Here is a 17,660-nt window from a genome sequence, read left to right as displayed (position 1 = left end):
CTCCGCCGAGGTCACAGTCCGACGGCGGTCTCGAGGAGATCGAGTTCGGCGTCGAGCTGATCGAGCATGGGGTGCAGATCCGGGACGGTGCGGCGGCAACCGGTGAGGCCGAAGACGATCTGGTCGTCGCTGCTGGTGCACGTGATGTTGAGTGCCTGCCCGGTGGTGGGGATGGAGAGCGGGTAGAGGGATTCGAGCCGGGCCCCGTTCCAGTACAACGGGGTTCGGGGGCCGGCGACGTTGGAGATGACGACGTTGAACGGTGGCCGCAGCGGGCCGCGGCGGCCGAGGAACATCTCGACTCCGAGCGGGGCGGCGCCGAGGGCGCTCATCGCGAGCACCTGGGCGGGACTCATCGCCTGGAGGGCCGCCTTGCCCTCGTTCATGCAGTTGCGCACGGTCTCGAGGCGGTGCGCGGGGTCGGGGAGGTGGGTGGCCAGGTTGCACATGAGTACTCCCACCCGATTGCCTCCGGCCCCGGTATTCGGCGCGCGGAGGGAGACGGGGACCATCGCGATCAGCGGATTGTCCGGTAACGCGTCGCGGGTGTGCAGATAGGCACGGAGGGTGCCCGCGCACATCGTCAGCACGATGTCGTTGATGGTGGCGTCGGCGTGCTTGGCCAGCAGGCGGATCCGTTCGAGGGGGAAGGACCGGGCGGCGACGTGCCGGGCTCCGCTGATCGGCACGTTGAACAGGGTGTGCGGTGCGGTCAGCGACACCGCACCACCCTTGCCGTGCAGGGCGCGATCCACGGTGCCGACCGCTGCGGGCAGGAGTCCGGCCACCTCGCCGACCGCGGCGCGGGCGGCGTCCCACGCCATCGCGGGCAGTGCCGAGCCGAGCCCACCCGAAACCGCGACGCCCGCGTCCGGCACGGCCGTCAGCGGGTTGCGGGGTTGCCACGGTGTGGGCATGTTCCGACGATGCGGGTCCTCGCTCATGCTGTCGCGGAGCAGCCTCATCGCGGATGCACCGTCAGCGAGGGCGTGGTGGATCTTGGTGTAGATCGCGTAGCGGCCGTCGGCGAGGCCCTCGATCAGGTGCATCTCCCACAGGGGGCGGCTGCGGTCGAGCAGGGTGCCGTGCAGCCTCGACACCAGGGTCATCAGTTCGGCCATTCCGCCCGGCTGAGGCAGGGCGTCCCGGCGCACGTGGTGTTCCAGGTCGACCTCGTGGTGCGGGAGGGTGTCCCAGCCCCACTGGCCGAGCGACGTCACCGAACGGCGGGCCCGCTTACGGAACGGCACCGCCACCTGGTCACCGATCAGCGCGGCATCGAACATCGCGCGCACATCGGCCGCGGACGCCCCCTCGGGTGGAGTGAACACCGCCAGGCCGCCGACGTGCATCGGATGCTCGCGGGACTCGCCGAGCAGAAACAGTGAATCGGTCGGTGCCATCGGTAACAGCATGTGGTGTCCTTACCGTTCCCGAACCCGGATCCACCTGCGCGGATCCGCTCCCCCCGGAACTGTTGTTCATGTCTGTGTAGTGGTGTCGCAAAGTAACGTTTAGATGTGGTTCATATCACAAACCGGTCTCGCTGTTTATGTTCTACAGCACAGTCACGCTTTCCGCCACATGCACAAATGTCCAACAGGGACGAATGCCGACAGTTCTTCCGTTCCGGGCTGTCGGCGGCGCTCAGAGTTCGATGTACAGGAAGTTGTCGGCCCAATTCGTTTCGCCGCTCGTCGTCGCGAAGTAGAAGATCCGCTCCGAGAATCCGCAATCGAAGTATTCGGCGATCTTCGATTCGCCGGGGGCGAGCGTGCCGAGGCTTCTGCTCTCGTAAACGAGCGGCGTGTGGACCGTGACTCCGGTGGCGGTCCCGTCGCCCTCGTTCGTGACACGCACGGCGCACGCGTTGACACCCTCGGCGTTCGCTTGCGCTATCACGAGGTCGGGTCCGTCGCCGAGGGAGCCGAACGGAGCGGCGGACGCCGTTGCCGCCCCGGCAGTCATCAGTCCCGCGAGCATGGCTCCCACTGCTGCCGTACGTCGAAAATTGCGCATGGTTGTGCCCTTTCCTTGGTTGTCCGGATTGTCCCGATCGGTACGCTACTGTCGCCCACCCGCCCGTGGCGTGGACCGGGTGCGCTCACATCGTCGGGGCGGCGTCCCTCGTAGGTGGCGGGGCGCCGTTGCGGATGCGGGCGAGTTCGGACCGGGCAAACGCGACACGGTCGGTGTCCGCGCCGCGGGCACCGGCAAGTTCGTCGGCGAGCTCGTCGGCGGCGTCGAGGACATGTACGGCGCGGGTCCGCTCCATTCGACCGGCTCCGGCCTTGCGGAACGCCTTTCGCGCCTTGCGGTCGCCGCACATCGCCTCGAGTTCGGCGGCGGTCAGCACGCCCCGGGCGACCTCGAGCGCCACGCTCGCGCGCAAGAATTGGCGTTCTGTCGGGCCGTCATCGCGAAGCCTTTGATCGCAACTGCCAGTGCGGTGACGATGACTGCGAACATCAGCACGAAGAGCAGAGTCGTGTGCCCCCGCACCAGAGCACCCATGGAGTCCCACACCCCGTGCAACAGCATCGCGGTCGCTCGATCCTTGTTCCAGTTGTCACGGTCACCATCCCTCGATGGACATTTGTTCAGAACATACGGGCTCGACTCCGGATCCGCGATCCAGACGTCGGCCGGTTCGCGAACTCGATACACGTTGATCTCCGTGTCGCCGGGAAGTCGATCACCCCTCCACAGACCGACTTGCCGCGCGTGCGAAGAGACATGATGCTCGGGATCTGCGGACGTCTCATGGTTGGATCGAGTTATGACTGAGGAGAACGGAATTCCCACCGTCGTGACCGCCGGCCGCATTATCGCAGCCCCGGCGCGGACGGTCTTCGAACTGATCGCCGACCCGGCGCAACAGCCGCGTTGGGACGGCAACGACAACCTGGCCGAGGCCCCCGTCGGGCAGCGGGTGCGCGCCGTCGGTGACGTGTTCACCATGACGCTCACCAACGGCGGCATCCGCGACAACCACGTGGTGGAATTCGAGGAGGGGCGCTTGATTGCCTGGCTGCCCTCGGTGCAAGGCGATCAGCCGCCGGGTCATCTGTGGCGCTGGGAACTCGACCGAGTCGACGAGGCGCACGTCCGCGTCACGCATACCTACGACTGGTCGCGATTGACCGACGAGAAACGCCTCGAGCGCGCCCGGGCCACCACGTCGGACATGCTTCTGGCCTCAGTCGACAGGCTTGCCGAACTCGCCGAGGCGAACGGCGAACGGCCCCTCGCCTGACCTGTAGCCGAGGGGCGTCCGAGGTCACCGACCGGGCACGACGGAAATCGTTCCCTGGCAGACGGCGTTCTGCGAATTGACGAACCACCATCCCGCGCCGGTCTGGACGGTGACGGTGAACGCCACCGTCCCGGTTCCCGTCCACGTTCGGTTGATCGGGATGCCGGGTTTCTGCTGCCAGGCCGCCTCATCGCTGACGCTGTGTCCGGTCGCGCCGGTTGTCGTGTTGTGCCAGTCGACAGACACCCGCGTGCCGTACCAGTTGACGCCGATGCTCGGGATGAGACCGCCGGGCGGCGTCGGCAGTTCGTTGCCGCCGCTGAGCAGAATTGCCGGCTCCAGTGCAGACCCACCCGGTCGCAGCGACTCCCCGGACGCGGCGTTGATGGTCCACGTGAACGGCGGTGCCCAGACGAGGGGATTCGCGCTCGAGCACGTCATCGTCGTCGATGTCGGTGGCGCGGGCTGAGCACTCGCAACAGCGCCTCCTCCGGTTGCCACCGCGGTTCCCAGTCCGACAGCAGTGAGTGCCGCAGCACAGACCCGTCGTCCCAGCTGCTTGTTCATCAGCGCTCCATTCGTTCGTGACCACGAGAATTGAGACGTCCGTCGCCCCCCATTCCATTTCGGCAGCGGGACAGGATCTGTTACAAATCGTGCAAACTGGACCGCCACTCACGCAGCTGTATTCGGCAACCAGCCGCTGAGTCCCTCAGACCCTCCCTGCGGTATCGGCGACAACCGATACATCGACGGCGGCTACCGACGCAACGAGAATGCTTATCTGGCAGCCGGATACACCCCCGCTCGGGGCGCCCAGGGCCTCGGCGTGTCGTGGAACACCACGAATGACTGTGGCGGCGCGGCTCCCCGAGGGCGACCGCGAGGTGGTCACCGCGGTCGACGGTTGTCAGGGCCTGTCGATCCGAGGCGGGGACGGACGCTGTCGCCGGTCGGGAAGGAGGTGTGGGTGAGGTGCTCGGAGATCTGCCAGATGCGTGTGGCGTCGTCGTCGCTGCGAAGCCGGGAGTAGACGGACTGTTCGGCGGGCGGGCCGGACAGGTGACCGAGACCGCTGGGACCGTACAGGCGGGCGCCGCGTGCGTCCGGTGAGGTGGCGGCCAGCAGGGCCGGAAGCAGTGCGGTCTCTACCGTTCCGACGAGGATGCCGCGGCGGGAGAGTGCGTGGATGAGGCGCCTGCCGGCGGTGTCTCGCGCGCGGCCGACCTCGGGGCGTGCGGCCAGGAGATTGGTGGGCGCTATGCCGGGGTGGGAAAGGTTGCTGGTGATCCCCCAGCCTCCTGCCTGGCTGCGCCGGTCCAGCTCGAGTCCGAACAGGCCGAGCGCGATCTTGGACTGGCTGTACGCGCGCTGGCCGTGGTAGGACCGTTCCCAGTTCAGGTCGTCCCAGTTGATGGCGTGCTGGTTCGCGGCGACACTGATCTGCGAGGTCACATGCGCGTGTCCCGCGCGCAGCAGGGGTAGTAGGTCGGCGACGAGCGCGAAGTGCCCCAGGTAATTGCTGCCGAATTGCAGCTCGAACCCGTCGGTGGTGGTCTGCCGGTCCGGGGGTGTCATCACGCCGGCGTTGTTGACGAGGATTGGATCGGACGGTTCTCGTCGCGCAGCGTGGCGCCCAGCGCGGCGACCGAGCCCAGCGACGACAGGTCGAGGTCCCGCAGGGACACGGCCGCTTCCGGGTGCTGCTGCTTGATCTTCGCGACCGCCGCGTTGCCCTTGCGAGGGTTGCGGACTGGCATGACGACCTCGACCTCGGCGCCGGCGGCGGCGAGGCGCGCCGCCAGGCCCAGTCCGACGCCGTCGCTTGCGCCGGTGACCACGGCGAGTTTCCCGGAGAGGTCGGGGACGGTGATGTCCGGTCGTGTGCGTGTCATGTCCTGCTCCTGTTTTCTCTGCAATGTGGACGTGGTCTCAGGCTGCGCCCGATCCACCGAGACATCCACGGCCTGTCGATCCCAGGCAGCCCTCCGGTACCGAGGGCAGACTGAAACCAGAACTGGAAGCAAGGAGGAAGCAGTCGTGATCGATCGAGCGGGGCTCGCCGAGTTCCTGCGCCGCCGCCGAGAGTCACTTCAACCTGAAGACGTCGGACTCCCGCGTGGGCAACGGCGCAGAACCGCTGGTCTGCGCCGCGAAGAAGTCGCCACGCTCTGCCACATCTCCGCCGACTACTACAGCCGGCTCGAGCGGGAGCGCGGCCCGCACCCGTCCGAGCAGATGATCGCCTCGATCGCGCAGGGGCTGCATCTGTCCCTCGACGAACGCGACCACCTGTTCCGCCTCGCCGGGCACAACCCACCCGCGAGAGGCGCGACCAGCGAACACATCAGTCCCGGCCTGCTCCGCATCTTCGACCGGCTCACCGACACCCCCGCCGAGGTCGTCACCGAGCTCGGCGAGACACTTCGGCAGACCCCGCTCGGCGTCGCTCTCACCGGCGACACCACCCGGTACACCGGCCCTGCCCGCAGCATCGGTTACCGGTGGTTCACCGACCCGGCCACCCGCGCGCCCTACCACCCCGACGACCACGCGCTGCACTCCCGCGTCTTCGCCTCCGGACTACGCGCGATGGTCGCGCTCCGCGGCCCCAGATCACGGGCCGCTCACCTCATGGAACTGCTGCTCGCCCACAACGAAGAATTCCGCACCGTCTGGAACGAACACGAAATCGGCATCCATTACAACGGCGTCAAACGCTACATGCACCCCGAGGTCGGCGCCCTGGAACTGACCTGCCAGACACTTCTCGACCCCGACCAGTCGCACCTCCTTCTCGTCTACACCGCCATCCCCGGCAGCGAAAGCCACGAAAAACTACAGCTTCTCTCCGTCATCGGACCCCAGCACATCCCGCAGGCGCCCCCGAACGCGTGACCGACCTGACGATCACCGTCGTCCGAGCCCGATTCAAGGGGTGGAACTGCCCGCCAACGCGCCGGCAGTAACGGCCTACGGTGGCTCTCGATGTACAGGGCAGTTGCCCGATGCAGCGCGCGGGCTGTCAGGAGGTCGGCAGTGGAGATCTGGTGTCGAAGACGCCGTGCACCTCTCGCACAAGTCGTTGTTCTGGCGGTGATGATGTTCGGCCTTCTCGCGTTCAACGCATTTGAAGCGTCTGCGGCGCCAACCGACACGACGCGCGAGACCACAGTGCCGTTCCAGGTGTCGTCGCCCTATCTGTCTCGGTGTGGCGGGCTCGCCACGTGCATGCTCCCGTGGGTGGTCGCGATGACTCCCACAGCGACTTCGGGCGGGGAATCCGGAATGGTCGTGTTCGAAGCGCGAGAACCGCTTCCCACAGGCGCGTACTGCGAGAGCGCGTGGGTTCATTGGCTCAACCTCGAAACCGGCGCTCGCGGGTCCGTCCTACTGGAACCGGGCGCCCTTTATTCGTGCGAACGTCGATCGGCCGCGGTACGAACGGGAGCCGGTCAGGTTGTAGCGGTGGCAACGCTGAACTCTCCATGGCCCGTTCTCCATCCGGCCGGTGGGACGTTCGCCGTCCCGTGACGCGCGCGCGGAGGCACTCGAGCAGGCGGTGATTCAGCCAATGCGGCGATCGTGTCCCAACGTGAACGGAGTGCAAGTGAAAAGGTTTATCGCAGTAGCGATCTTATCCCTGATCCCGTTGGGCCTCTGTGTGCCGGCGGCATTCGCCGACCCCGTCGATCCCGACCCGTTCGGTTACAAGGACCGGACATCCGACTTCGTCATACCTCTGGATCCCGGGGTGTTCGGAGCGAACGCAGGCAAATCGATCATCCTGAGTCCGTACGGCACGAGCCGGACGATCGAGTGTGCGTCCTTTCACGGGCAGAGTTGGTGTCGCCAGTTCGATCACGTCGGGAACGAACACGATCTGTACAAGATGAAGATTCCGACGGGGTCGACCGAGTGGGAATACCGCGGTGTCTGGATCTACAACCCGTTCTGACATCGACCCCGGTGAGCTTGCGGAACGGCCGAACGTAGCGAAGTGAGTGTCCACGGCGCCCGGATCGGCGAGAATTAACGCCGTGCGAGTTCCGGTCGGTCAGCTACCAGTTGGCCACCCGACGAGGCATTGTCCCGAGCAACAGGGGGTATCGAGCATGGTGCAACCAGCGGAGCGGTACCGCATGCGAAGGATCGGCAGTAGCGCGGCTCTCGCCGTCCTCGCGATCATCCTGGCCGGAGTCTTTTTCGCGGGTGCGTGTGGGCAGCAGGACACGCAGTCTGACGCCGAATCGCAGCAGGACGCGACGACATCCGAGGCGATCCTGTTGCCTCAGGAGATTGTGGTGGGGTTGGACGTCGTCCAGACGTACTTCCCGGAGATAGAACAACAGACGGTGACGAGTGAGAACTCCACTGCTTCCGGTACCCCCGACGCGACGCGAATGGTGATCTACGAAGGGGGCGACGGCAGAAGGGTAACCGTCTCCGTCGATCGATATCCCAGCGTCGACGCAGCCGCGACCGCATTCGAGCAAGCGATCGACAACAGCGAAGCCGTCCCGGGGTTCGTGGCGCTACCGGCGCCGGCCGACGTCGGCGACAAGGCCTTCGCCGGCTCCGTGACCCAGGGAGACGACACGCACATCGGGTACGGCGCGCTCGCCGGCGAGAACATCATCGGGGTGACCTCGGCCGGCTATCCGGCGACCACCGAGAACGTCGAGAAGCTGGCCGGTCTCACACACGACGCGGTCGAGAAGGCAACGGCATAGGGAAGAACGCGCGCGACAAGACCCGCCGCGGCGCCAACACCGCGTCAGGATTGCGGCCATCGGAGTCATAGTGCCGTCAAGAACGGCCGCGACCTCGCGTGGCGGGGGTAGATCTGGAACTGAATCCCCGAGGAGGTTCCGATGACGCTTCATCTTCCCCACCCGTTCGTGCACGAGCAGTCACAGCAGAACACCGTGCTCGACCCTTCGGCGCTCGGCCCGGGGATCGAGGACGCGCTGCGTGCGGTGATGGAACAGCCGCAACTACGGCTGATCGGTTTCCGCTGCACAGCCGACTTCGACGCCATCGACGACGCGATCGGGCTGATGGAACAGGTCCGGCGCGACTACGGGGTGATCCTGACTGAACTGGTCCTGGAGGGCGCAGACCGGGCCGATCTGCGGGAGGTCGTCGACGAGGCCCTGGACGAGGCGTGCGCCCGCAACCGGTATCCCCGCCCGAGTGTCGCGTTCACCGGACACCCGGCCGAGCCGGGACTCCCCGCGTTGACGAAATCTTGACGCCCTCACCCCTTGCGCTCGGTTGAACGCGCGTTTAGCGTATTAAACATGCGTTCAACCAGTGCCGGTTCCGAGGTCCCGCAACCCGATCTGACCACGCGTGCCCGAGTGCGCGACGCGGCCATCACGGTGTTCGGCAATCACGGCTTCAGTACCGGTGTACGGGCGATCGCCACCGCAGCCGGGGTGTCACCCGGTCTGGTGATTCACCACTTCGGTTCGAAGGACGGCCTGCGCGCCGAATGCGACGACCACGTCCTGCGAATCATCCGGGAGCAGAAGGCGGAGGCGATTTCGACCCCCGGGCCGGCGGGCACAATGCACGCCCTCGCCGAGATCGAGCAGTACGCCCCGCTCGTCGCGTACATCGTGCGGAGTTTCCAGGCGGGTGGAGGTCTCGGCGAGTCCCTCTTCGAGCACATGGTGGAAGACACCGAGCAGTATCTCGCGATGGGCGTGGCGGCCGGAACTGTCCGGCCCAGCCGCAACCCGAAGGCGCGGGCGCGCTACCTCACCCTCTACAACGTCGGCGCCATGCTGCTCTACCTGCAGATACGCGCCGACAAGGAAACTCCGCTCGATTACGCCACGGCCATCCGCGACCTCGCCACCGACGTCACGCTGCCCGCCCTCGAGATGTACACCGAGGGCCTGCTGCCGGATTCGTCGACGCTCGAGGCGTATCTGGCCACCGAAGACGGCGCCGCGCAGGCGGGCGCGGCTCCCTCAGAACATACCGACTCCCCGAACTAGGAGCAGCTATGAGTGCGATCATCGAAGTGCGCAACCTGGTGAAGACGTTCGGACGAACCCGGGCGTTGGACGGACTCGACCTCGAGGTCGGTGAAGGGGAGGTGCACGGGTTCCTTGGGCCGAACGGCGCCGGCAAATCCACCACCATTCGCGTTCTCCTCGGCAGCCTGCACTCCGACAGCGGTGAGGCCACCGTGTTCGGGCGCGACCCGTGGCGCGACGCCGTCGCCCTGCACCTCGACATGGCGTACGTCCCCGGCGACGTGACCCTGTGGCCGTCGTTGTCCGGCGGTGAGACCATCGACCTCCTCGCGCGGATGCGCGGCGGTCTGGACGAGACCCGCAAGCAGGATCTGATCGAGCGTTTCGACCTCGACCCGCGGAAGAAGGGTCGGGCGTATTCGAAGGGCAATCGTCAGAAGGTGGCATTGGTGTCGGCGTTCTCGTCCGACGCTCGCCTGCTGCTGCTCGACGAACCGACGTCGGGCCTGGATCCGTTGATGGAACAGGTCTTCCGTGAGTGCGTCGCCGAGGCCCGCGACCGCGGTGTGACGGTGCTGCTGTCCAGTCACATCCTGTCCGAGGTGGAGGCGCTGTGCGAGCGGGTCACCATCATCCGGGCCGGACGCACGGTCGAATCCGGGACACTGGCGTCGATGCGGCACCTCAGCCGTACGTCGATCACCGCCGAACTTCTCGGTGACCCCGGCGATCTGAGCCGCATCGACGGCGTGGAAGACATCGGGTTCGACGGGTCGACGCTGCACTGCCAGGTCGACAGCGAACATCTCGGCGAGCTCATCCGGGTGCTCGGCGACACCGGGGTACGCAGCCTCGTCAGTCAGCCGCCGACCCTCGAAGAACTCTTCTTGCGGCACTACGAGATCGACGACGGTACGACGTCGTCCGACACGGTGGAGAAGGTGCGGGCATGAGTACCGCCACGGTGTCCCGGTACCGGCCGGTGGAGCCGGCGCCGGTGTCTTCCTCGGATTTCACGGGGACACTGCACTTTCTGCGGTTGTTCCTGCGCCGGGATCGGATCGCGCTGCCGCTGTGGATCCTGATCTTCGCGTTCGCGCCCGCGCTGTACGTCGCGAGCATCGCCGACATCTACACCTCCGACGCCCAGTTGGCGGAGTTCGCGGCCACCACCGCGGCCAGCCCCGCGCAGATCGCCATGTACGGGCCGATCTTCAACTCCAGCCTCGGCTCGGTGGGCGTCTGGAAGGCCGGCATCTACTACACGCTGATCGGGCTGGTGGTGATCCTGACGGTCATCCGGCACACCCGCGCCGAGGAGGAGACCGGCCGGGCGGAGCTTCTCGACTCCACCTCCGTCGGACGGTACTCGGGCCTGACCGCGGCGCTGCTCCTCGCCGGCGGCGCGTCCGTAGTCACCGGAATCCTCTGTGCGGCAGCGTTGCTCGCCGGCGACCTTCCGGCGGGCGGTTCGGTCGCCTTCGGGACGTCACTGGCCTGCTCCGGTCTGGTGTTCACTGCGGTCGCCGCCGTTGCGGCGCAGGTGAGCACCGGCGCCCGCGTCGCACGCGGCGTCGCGTTGACGGTGCTCGGGGTCGCGTTCGCGCTGCGCGCGGTCGGTGACGCCGGGTCCGGCACCCTGTCGTGGTTGTCGCCGCTCGGCTGGGATCTGCAGATCCGGCCGTATGCCGACGAACGCTGGTGGGTCGTCGTCCCCAGTCTCGTCACGGCAGTCGTACTCACCTGGGCGGCATACGCTCTCCTGCGTCGACGTGATGTCGGCGCCGGTCTGATCGCCGAACGCCCCGGCCCCACGGACGCGTCGCCGGCGCTCGCCGGAACTCTGGGACTGGCGTGGCGGATGCACCGCGGGACGCTCGCGGCCTGGACCGCCGGGCTCGGACTGTACGGCCTGCTCATCGGCAGCGCCGCGAAGGGGATCGGTGGCCAGGTCGGCGACAGCCAGACGATCCGGGACATCATCACCCGGATGGGCGGCTCGCAGTCGCTGGAGGAATCGTTCATCGGCTACGCGTTCACGATGCTCGCGGTCGCCGCCGCGGCCTACGCGATCTCCGCGTCGTTGCGGCTGTACTCCGAGGAGAACGCCCAGCGCCTCGAACCCGTGACGGCCGGTTCCGTCGGCCGCGTCCGGTGGGCGTCGAGCCACATCCTGTTCGCGCTGCTCGGACCTGCGGTCGCGATGATCGTGGCCGGAGCGGCCGCCGGACTCACGTACGGCGCATCCATCGGCGACGTGGGAGGAGCCCTGCCCGACGTGATCGGGGCGGCGCTCGTGCAACTTCCCGCGATCTGGATGCTCGCCGGCGTGACGGTCCTGCTGTTCGGTGTGGTCCCGCGGTTCACGCCGGTGGCGTGGGGCGTGCTCGTCGCGTTCCTCCTGATCTTCATGGTCGGGTCGATCGCGCAGTTCCCGCAGGCGGTGCTGAATCTGGAGCCGTTCAGCCACGCCCCGAAGCTGCCGGGTGGGCAGTTCGAGGCGACGCCGATCGTGTGGCTGCTCCTGATCACGGTGGTGCTGCTCGTGGTGGGCGTGGCGGCGTTCCGGCGGCGCGACCTGCGCTGAGCGCCGGCCGGTGTGCACACTGAACTCATGGCACGTGTGCACACCGGCGAATCCGTCCTGGCCCGGACGGTGCGGATAGTCGAATCGTTCCGTTCGGACGATTCGCTGCTCACGGTGTCCGAGATCGCGCGACGGTCCGGTCTCCACATCTCCACGACGTCGCGGTTGATCGACGAGCTGGTGGGGTGCGGCTGGCTCGAGCGTGAGGACCGGAAGGTGCGGATCGGGGTCCGCCTGTGGGAGGTCGCGTCGCGGGCGTCCCCGACCCTCGGACTCAGGGAAGCGGCGATGCCGTTCATGGAGGACCTGCACGCCGTCGTCGGACAGCACACTCAGCTCGGTGTCCTCGAAGGCGACGAGGTGTTGTTCATCGAGCGGCTCACGGCACCGGGCGCCGTGGTCAACTACACGCGCATCGCGGGCCGGATGCCGCTCCACGTGTCCTCGTCCGGGCTGGTCCTGCTCGCGCACGGACCGTCGGAGCTGCAGGAGCGCATCCTGAGCGAACCGTTGAAGGTATACACCGACAACACGATTCGCACGGCACGACAGCTGAGGGGAGTCCTGGCCGACGTGCGCCGGCACGGCTACATCCTCTGCGCCGGCCACCTCTACCCGGACACCACGGGCGTCGCGGTCCCGGTGCGGGACGGCCACGGCAAGGTGGTCGCCGCGCTGTCGGTCATCGTGCCGAACGACGAGAAGGCGTACGCGCAGATCCCCGCGCTGCGGGCGGCCTCGAAGGGCATCACCCGCGTGATGGCGGCGGCGTCGACATGAGGCAAGCCCAGGTGGCAGATTCCCACGGATTTGCCGGAATCCGGCGCAATTGCGCGGGCGGCTGACCAATGTCTGTGACGCTGTGCGCGGTGGACTATCCGCCCCGCCCGTGCCACGGTGGAATCGGAACCACTTCTCCCAGAAAGCGCAGCATCATGGAAAGCACCTCGCAACCCAGCCCCCGGGAATGCCCGGACTGCCACGCGCTCACCGCGGACCTCGAGGCACACAAACTCTGGCACTCCCGGCTCGTCCACGACATCGCCACCGCCGTCGACAAAGACATCAGCCGAAGGGCGCACACCTGATAACTCAGCCTCGGCGGCGTCCGGGCGGGCAGCCTCGTTGAGTGACCCCGGTTACATCCCGACTTTCAACTATTGAAAATGATCTGGCGGCTCACCCCCGGCTCGGAAGATCCTCGAACAAACGCGAGATCGAGGAGTCGAGATGCCACAGAACCCGGTTTGTTCCGGTGCGCCAGCGGACGCGGCGCTGCGAGTTGTCGCCAAAGAGCTTGTCGCGGACGGTGTTGTCGCACTGACCCTGCGTCACCCCGACGGCCGGCGCCTCCCGGACTGGGCGCCGGGGGCCCACATCGACCTGCTGCTCCCGAACGGGCTGACGCGGCAGTACTCGCTGTGCGGTGACCGGTGGGACGCGTACAGCTACCGGGTCGGGGTGCTGCGGGAACCGGCGGGCCGGGGCGGGTCGGCGTACGTCCACGACGTACTCGCGGAGGGTGATCTCGTCGGGGTCGGCGGTCCGCGCAACAACTTCCCGCTCGTCCCCGCACCGAGGTACCTGTTCATCGCCGGCGGTATCGGGATCACCCCGCTGCTGCCGATGGTCCGCCAGGCGGAGCTGATGGGAATCGACTGGCAACTCCTGTACGGCGGCCGCACCCGCACGTCCATGGCGTTCCGGGACGAACTCGCCGCCTACGGCGACCGGGTGTCCGTCGTGCCTCGCGACGAGCAGGGCCACCTCGACCTCCCCGCGTGTCTCGCCGCGGCCGCCGCCGACGCGAAGGTCTACGTCTGCGGGCCCGGGCCGCTGCTCGCCGCCGTCGAAAACTGCTGCGCGGATTGGCCTGTCGGTACGCTGCGGGCCGAACGCTTCGTGCCGAAGGACACCGGCGCGCCGCTGCGCGACGAACCGTTCGAGGTCGAACTCGCGCGCTCCGGCCTCGCGGTGACGGTGACGCCCGGCGCCAGCGTCCTCGACGCCGTGCAGGCGGCCGGGGTCGACGTTCTGTCCTCGTGCCGCGAGGGCACGTGCGGGACCTGCGAGACCACCGTCCTCGCCGGCGCCCCCGACCACCGCGATTCCGTCCTCGACGACGAGGAGCGGTCCGCCGGCGACTGCATGCTCATCTGCGTTTCCCGGTCCTGCTCCGACCGCCTCGTGCTCGACCTCTGACACCCCCACCCCGAAGGACTCACCGTGACGATGTTCGCCCCCGCTCCCGCGTTGCCCGTCAGCGACGCCGACCCGTTCGCCCTCGACGTCCTGCAGGACCCGTTGCCGTTCCAGGAAAGTCTGCGGGATGCCGGCCCCGTCGTGTACCTGCGGCGGTACGACGTCTTTGCGCTGGGCCGCTACGAGCAGGTCCATGCCGCGCTGACCGACTGGCAGTCGTTCCAATCCGCTGCCGGGGTAGGCCTGAGCAACTTCCGGTACGAGACGCCGTGGCGTCCCCCGAGTGTCCTGCTCGAGGCCGACCCGCCGCACCACGACGCTCCGCGGGTGGTGCTGAGCAAGATTCTGGGCCCCCGCGCGCTGCAGAAACTGCGGGCAGCGTGGTTCCGGGACGCGGAGGCCCTCGTCGACCAGTTGCTCGCGAACACAACCGAATTCGATGCGGTCACCGCCCTCGCCGCCGCGTTTCCGCTGCGGGTCTTTCCGGATGCCGTCGGCATTTCCGACGCCGGACGGGAGAACCTGCTGCCGTACGGGGATCACGCATTCAACAGTTTCGGTCCCGCCAACAGTCTGGTGGAGAAGGGGGCGCCGCGGGTGGCCGAACTGTCCGGATGGGTGAAGGCGCAGTGTGCCCGCGACGCGCTCACCGGCGACGGCTTCGGCGCGCAGATCTGGGCGGCGGCGGACCGCGGTGACATCACGTACGAGCAGGCGCCGCTCGTCGTGCGCTCGTTGCTGACGGCGGGGGTGGACACCACGGTCAACGGTCTCGCGGCCGTGCTCTACGCGTTCGCGACGCATCCGGAGCAGTGGGCGAGGCTGCGCGAGAACCGCACGCTGGCCCGGACGGCGTTCGACGAGGCGGTCCGGTGGGAGTCGCCGGTCCAGACGTTCTTCCGCACTGCCACCCGCGACACCGAGATCGGCGGTGCGACCATCCCGGACGGCAAGAAGATCCTGATGTTCCTCGGCGCCGCGAATCGGGACCCCCGCAGGTGGGAGAACCCGGACGTGTTCGATCTCGGCCGCAACCCGTCGGGGCACGTGGGGTATGGGATGGGAATTCACCAGTGCGTCGGCCAGCACGTCGCCCGGCTCGAATCGGAGGCGCTGCTGACGGCGCTGGCGTCGCGGGTGGAGTCGCTGGAGATCGCCGGGCCGGTGCGCCGGCACCTGAACAACACGCTGCGGTCGTGGGAATCCGTGCCGGTCGCGGTGCGGCCGTCGTAGGCGGGAAACCATACGTACGTATGTATTGGCACGGCGGAAAGTCGCGCCGATTCGACGGTCCCCCCGATACGATGCTCCCGACCCCGGCCGCCACGGAGAGAGGGACCATGGACACTCGTTCGTCCGCATCCGCCGAACTCACCACCGAAGAGAAGGCCTCGCTCACCAGCGGTGAGAACTTCTGGGAGACAAAGGCGCTCGACCGGGTGGGTGTCCCCTCGATCTATCTCACCGACGGCCCACACGGAGTGCGGAAGCAGACCGGCGGCGGCGACCACCTCGGTATCGGCGACAGCGTGCCCGCGACGTGCTTCCCACCGGCGGTCGCGCTGGGTTCGACCTGGGACCCGGACCTGCTCGAGGCGGTCGGTCGGGCCCTCGGTGACGAGGCGAAGTCCGAGGGCGTCGGGGTCCTGCTGGGGCCGGGTATCAACATCAAGCGTTCACCGCTCTGCGGCCGCAACTTCGAGTACCTGTCCGAAGACCCGATTCTGGGCGGCCGACTCGGTGCCGCCCTCGTCGACGGACTGCAGGGGCGGGGGGTCGGCGCGTCGCTGAAGCATTTCGCCGCCAACAACCAGGAGACCGACCGGCTCCGGGTGAGCGCCGACATCGACGCGCGGCCCCTGCACGAGATCTACCTGCGCGGGTTCCGGCACGTGGTCGAGCACGCGGCTCCGTGGTCGGTGATGTGCTCGTACAACCGCATCAACGGCGTCTACGCGTCGGAGAACCGGTGGCTACTCACCGACGTCCTCCGCGGCGAATGGGGTTTCGAGGGGCTCGTCGTCTCCGACTGGGGTGCCGTGTCGAATCGGGTTGCCGCACTCTCCGCCGGGCTCGATCTCGAGATGCCGTCGACGAACGGGGTCACCGACGCCCAGATCGTCGCCGCGGTCGAGTCCGGTGCCCTCGCGCAGTCCGCACTCGACACTGCGGCGGAAAGGGTGCTCGCGCTGGTCGAGAAGGTGCGGTCGAACCTCGATCCCTCCGCCGACTACGACCGCGACGCCCATCATGCCCTCGCCCGCGATGTCGCCGGCCGCAGTGTCGTGCTGCTGAAGAACGACGGAATCCTTCCGCTCGATCCCACAGCGAGCACGAGGATCGCCGTGATCGGCGAGTTCGCACGCACTCCGCGCTACCAGGGTGCGGGCAGTTCGCAGATCGTCCCGACCCGCCTCGACAACGCTCTCGACGAGATTCGGACGCTCGCCGCCGGCCCCGAGATCACGTTCGCGCCCGGATACTCACTCGATGAATCCGTCAGCGCGACAAATACACTGGTCGACGAGGCGGTGTCGCTGGCCGCCTCCGCCGATGTCGCCGTCGTGTTCCTCGGGCTCCCCGTGGAGGACGAGTCGGAGGGATTCGACCGGGAACACCTCGAACTGCCCGCGGCGCAGACCGAACTGTTCGACGCGGTGCTCGCGGCCAACCCGCGCGTCGTCGTCGTGTTGTCCAACGGCAGCGTCGTGCGAGTGTCGGGGTGGGCCGGGCGAGTCCCCGCGATCGTGGAGGGCTGGCTCCTCGGTCAGGCCGGTGGGGGAGCCGTCGCCGACGTGCTCTTCGGGGTGGTCAACCTGTCGGGCCGGCTGGCCGAGACGATTCCCGTTCGACTCGAGGACACCCCGGCGTACCTCGACTTCCCGGGCGAGGCGGGCCACGTGCGGTACGGGGAAGGCCTGTTCGTCGGCTACCGGTATTACGACAGCCGGGACGTGGCGGTGAGTTTTCCTTTCGGGCATGGCCTTTCGTACACGAGCTTCGACTATTCCGCCCCGCCGCGACGCGGACCGCCGCCGGACTCGAGGTTTCGCTGACGGTCACGAACACCGGGCCCCGGGACGGACGTGAGGTGGTCCAGGTGTACGTCGGCGTCCCCGGTTCGGCAGTGACCAGGCCGGTGCGCGAGCTGAAAGGTTTCGCGAACGTCGACATTGCGGCCGGTGCGAGCGAATCCGTCCGGATCCCGATTCCGTTCGAGGACCTGGCGTACTTCGATGCGGCGCTGTCGCGGTGGGTCGTCGAAGGCGGCGACTACCGGGTGTGGGTCGGCGCCTCGTCGCGGGACCTGCGCGGGGAGGTGGTCGTGACGGTCGAGGGTGACGCACCCCTGCCGGTGCTCACGGCGGAGTCCACGATCGGTGAATGGCTCGCGCATCCGGTGGGGAGCGAGATCCTCGGGGAGGCGCTGGCGCAGACCGCCGGGTCGGGTGTGTTCGACGACCCGTCACTGCTGCGCATGGCCGCGTCGATGCCGCTGAACCGCGTCGCGGCATTCCCCGGCAGTCCGATCGGCACCGAGCAGTTGGATGCCTTGGTCCGGCGCGCCGAACGGCCGCCGCGGGTGATGACCGGTCATGCCCGCGGCGGCCGTTCGTAGCGGCAG

Annotated in this window: 16 protein-coding genes and 2 pseudogenes; 13 read left to right on the top strand and 5 right to left on the bottom strand. The window is 67.8% G+C overall.

Features of this window, described 5'->3' with window-relative positions:
• Window positions 1-11: 11 nt before the first annotated feature.
• The 3 genes from QM841_RS12630 to QM841_RS12620 all read right to left on the bottom strand — a co-directional run bounded on the left by QM841_RS12630 (window position 12) and on the right by QM841_RS12620 (window position 2,392).
• Window positions 12-1,415, bottom strand: coding sequence for a WS/DGAT/MGAT family O-acyltransferase (locus QM841_RS12630; protein ID WP_283332251.1), 1,404 nt, complete (start codon window positions 1,413-1,415; stop codon window positions 12-14).
• Window positions 1,416-1,647: 232 nt separating this feature from the next.
• Window positions 1,648-2,019, bottom strand: coding sequence for a hypothetical protein (locus QM841_RS12625; protein WP_283332250.1), 372 nt, complete (start codon window positions 2,017-2,019; stop codon window positions 1,648-1,650).
• Window positions 2,020-2,104: 85 nt separating this feature from the next.
• The gene (locus QM841_RS12620) at window positions 2,105-2,392 is read right to left on the bottom strand and encodes a hypothetical protein (RefSeq protein ID WP_283332249.1); all 288 of its coding nucleotides are present in this window, start codon (window positions 2,390-2,392) and stop codon (window positions 2,105-2,107) included.
• Window positions 2,393-2,779: 387 nt separating this feature from the next.
• On the opposite strand from QM841_RS12620, the gene QM841_RS12615 reads away from it, so the two are divergent.
• On the top strand, window positions 2,780-3,256 hold the full coding sequence (locus tag QM841_RS12615) for an SRPBCC family protein (protein ID WP_283332248.1): 477 nt from the start codon (window positions 2,780-2,782) through the stop codon (window positions 3,254-3,256).
• Between the two features lie 24 nt (window positions 3,257-3,280).
• Here the strand turns inward: QM841_RS12615 and QM841_RS12610 are convergent, their stop codons facing one another.
• Both QM841_RS12610 and QM841_RS12605 read right to left on the bottom strand, forming a co-directional pair.
• Window positions 3,281-3,823: a hypothetical protein gene (locus QM841_RS12610; protein ID WP_043789763.1), complete on the bottom strand. Its 543-nt coding sequence runs from the start codon at window positions 3,821-3,823 to the stop codon at window positions 3,281-3,283.
• A 324-nt stretch (window positions 3,824-4,147) separates the two neighbouring features.
• Window positions 4,148-5,151: pseudogene (locus tag QM841_RS12605) on the bottom strand (SDR family oxidoreductase).
• Between the two features lie 145 nt (window positions 5,152-5,296).
• Between QM841_RS12605 and QM841_RS12600 the strand changes: the two are divergent.
• The 12 genes and pseudogenes from QM841_RS12600 (at window position 5,297) to QM841_RS12545 (ending at window position 17,654) form a co-directional block, all read left to right on the top strand.
• Window positions 5,297-6,154: a helix-turn-helix transcriptional regulator gene (locus QM841_RS12600; RefSeq protein WP_283332247.1), complete on the top strand. Its 858-nt coding sequence runs from the start codon at window positions 5,297-5,299 to the stop codon at window positions 6,152-6,154.
• 712 nt (window positions 6,155-6,866) lie between these two features.
• Window positions 6,867-7,214: a hypothetical protein gene (locus QM841_RS12595; protein ID WP_283332246.1), complete on the top strand. Its 348-nt coding sequence runs from the start codon at window positions 6,867-6,869 to the stop codon at window positions 7,212-7,214.
• Between the two features lie 157 nt (window positions 7,215-7,371).
• Complete coding sequence (locus QM841_RS12590) at window positions 7,372-7,989, top strand: hypothetical protein (protein WP_283332245.1); 618 nt, start codon at window positions 7,372-7,374, stop codon at window positions 7,987-7,989.
• Window positions 7,990-8,130: 141 nt separating this feature from the next.
• Window positions 8,131-8,511 carry a decarboxylase gene (locus QM841_RS12585; RefSeq protein WP_283332244.1) on the top strand — a complete coding sequence of 127 codons (381 nt, stop codon included), beginning with the start codon at window positions 8,131-8,133 and terminating at the stop codon, window positions 8,509-8,511.
• Window positions 8,512-8,559: 48 nt separating this feature from the next.
• Window positions 8,560-9,264: a TetR/AcrR family transcriptional regulator gene (locus tag QM841_RS12580; RefSeq protein WP_283332243.1), complete on the top strand. Its 705-nt coding sequence runs from the start codon at window positions 8,560-8,562 to the stop codon at window positions 9,262-9,264.
• An 8-nt stretch (window positions 9,265-9,272) separates the two neighbouring features.
• Complete coding sequence (locus QM841_RS12575; protein WP_283332242.1) at window positions 9,273-10,199, top strand: ABC transporter ATP-binding protein; 927 nt, start codon at window positions 9,273-9,275, stop codon at window positions 10,197-10,199.
• The gene (locus QM841_RS12570; RefSeq protein ID WP_283332241.1) at window positions 10,196-11,833 is read left to right on the top strand and encodes an ABC transporter permease; all 1,638 of its coding nucleotides are present in this window, start codon (window positions 10,196-10,198) and stop codon (window positions 11,831-11,833) included. Before QM841_RS12575 ends, QM841_RS12570 begins: the two co-directional genes overlap by 4 nt.
• A gap of 27 nt (window positions 11,834-11,860) precedes the next feature.
• Window positions 11,861-12,613 carry an IclR family transcriptional regulator gene (locus QM841_RS12565; RefSeq protein WP_283332240.1) on the top strand — a complete coding sequence of 251 codons (753 nt, stop codon included), beginning with the start codon at window positions 11,861-11,863 and terminating at the stop codon, window positions 12,611-12,613.
• A 155-nt stretch (window positions 12,614-12,768) separates the two neighbouring features.
• Window positions 12,769-12,921, top strand: a complete 153-nt coding sequence (locus QM841_RS12560; RefSeq protein ID WP_005256569.1) for a hypothetical protein — start codon at window positions 12,769-12,771, stop codon at window positions 12,919-12,921.
• Between the two features lie 142 nt (window positions 12,922-13,063).
• Window positions 13,064-14,035, top strand: a complete 972-nt coding sequence (locus tag QM841_RS12555; RefSeq protein WP_283332239.1) for a PDR/VanB family oxidoreductase — start codon at window positions 13,064-13,066, stop codon at window positions 14,033-14,035.
• 30 nt (window positions 14,036-14,065) lie between these two features.
• Complete coding sequence (locus tag QM841_RS12550; protein WP_283332310.1) at window positions 14,066-15,268, top strand: cytochrome P450; 1,203 nt, start codon at window positions 14,066-14,068, stop codon at window positions 15,266-15,268.
• 107 nt (window positions 15,269-15,375) lie between these two features.
• A pseudogene (locus QM841_RS12545) lies at window positions 15,376-17,654 on the top strand (glycoside hydrolase family 3 C-terminal domain-containing protein).
• Window positions 17,655-17,660: the final 6 nt, after the last annotated feature.

This window comes from Rhodococcus sp. IEGM 1307, assembly GCF_030056915.1.
In the GTDB taxonomy this organism is placed as follows: Bacteria; Actinomycetota; Actinomycetes; order Mycobacteriales; family Mycobacteriaceae; genus Rhodococcus_F; species Rhodococcus_F opacus_D.
Note: the sequence above shows the minus strand (reverse complement) of the source record. Positions and strands in the feature narration are given on the sequence as shown.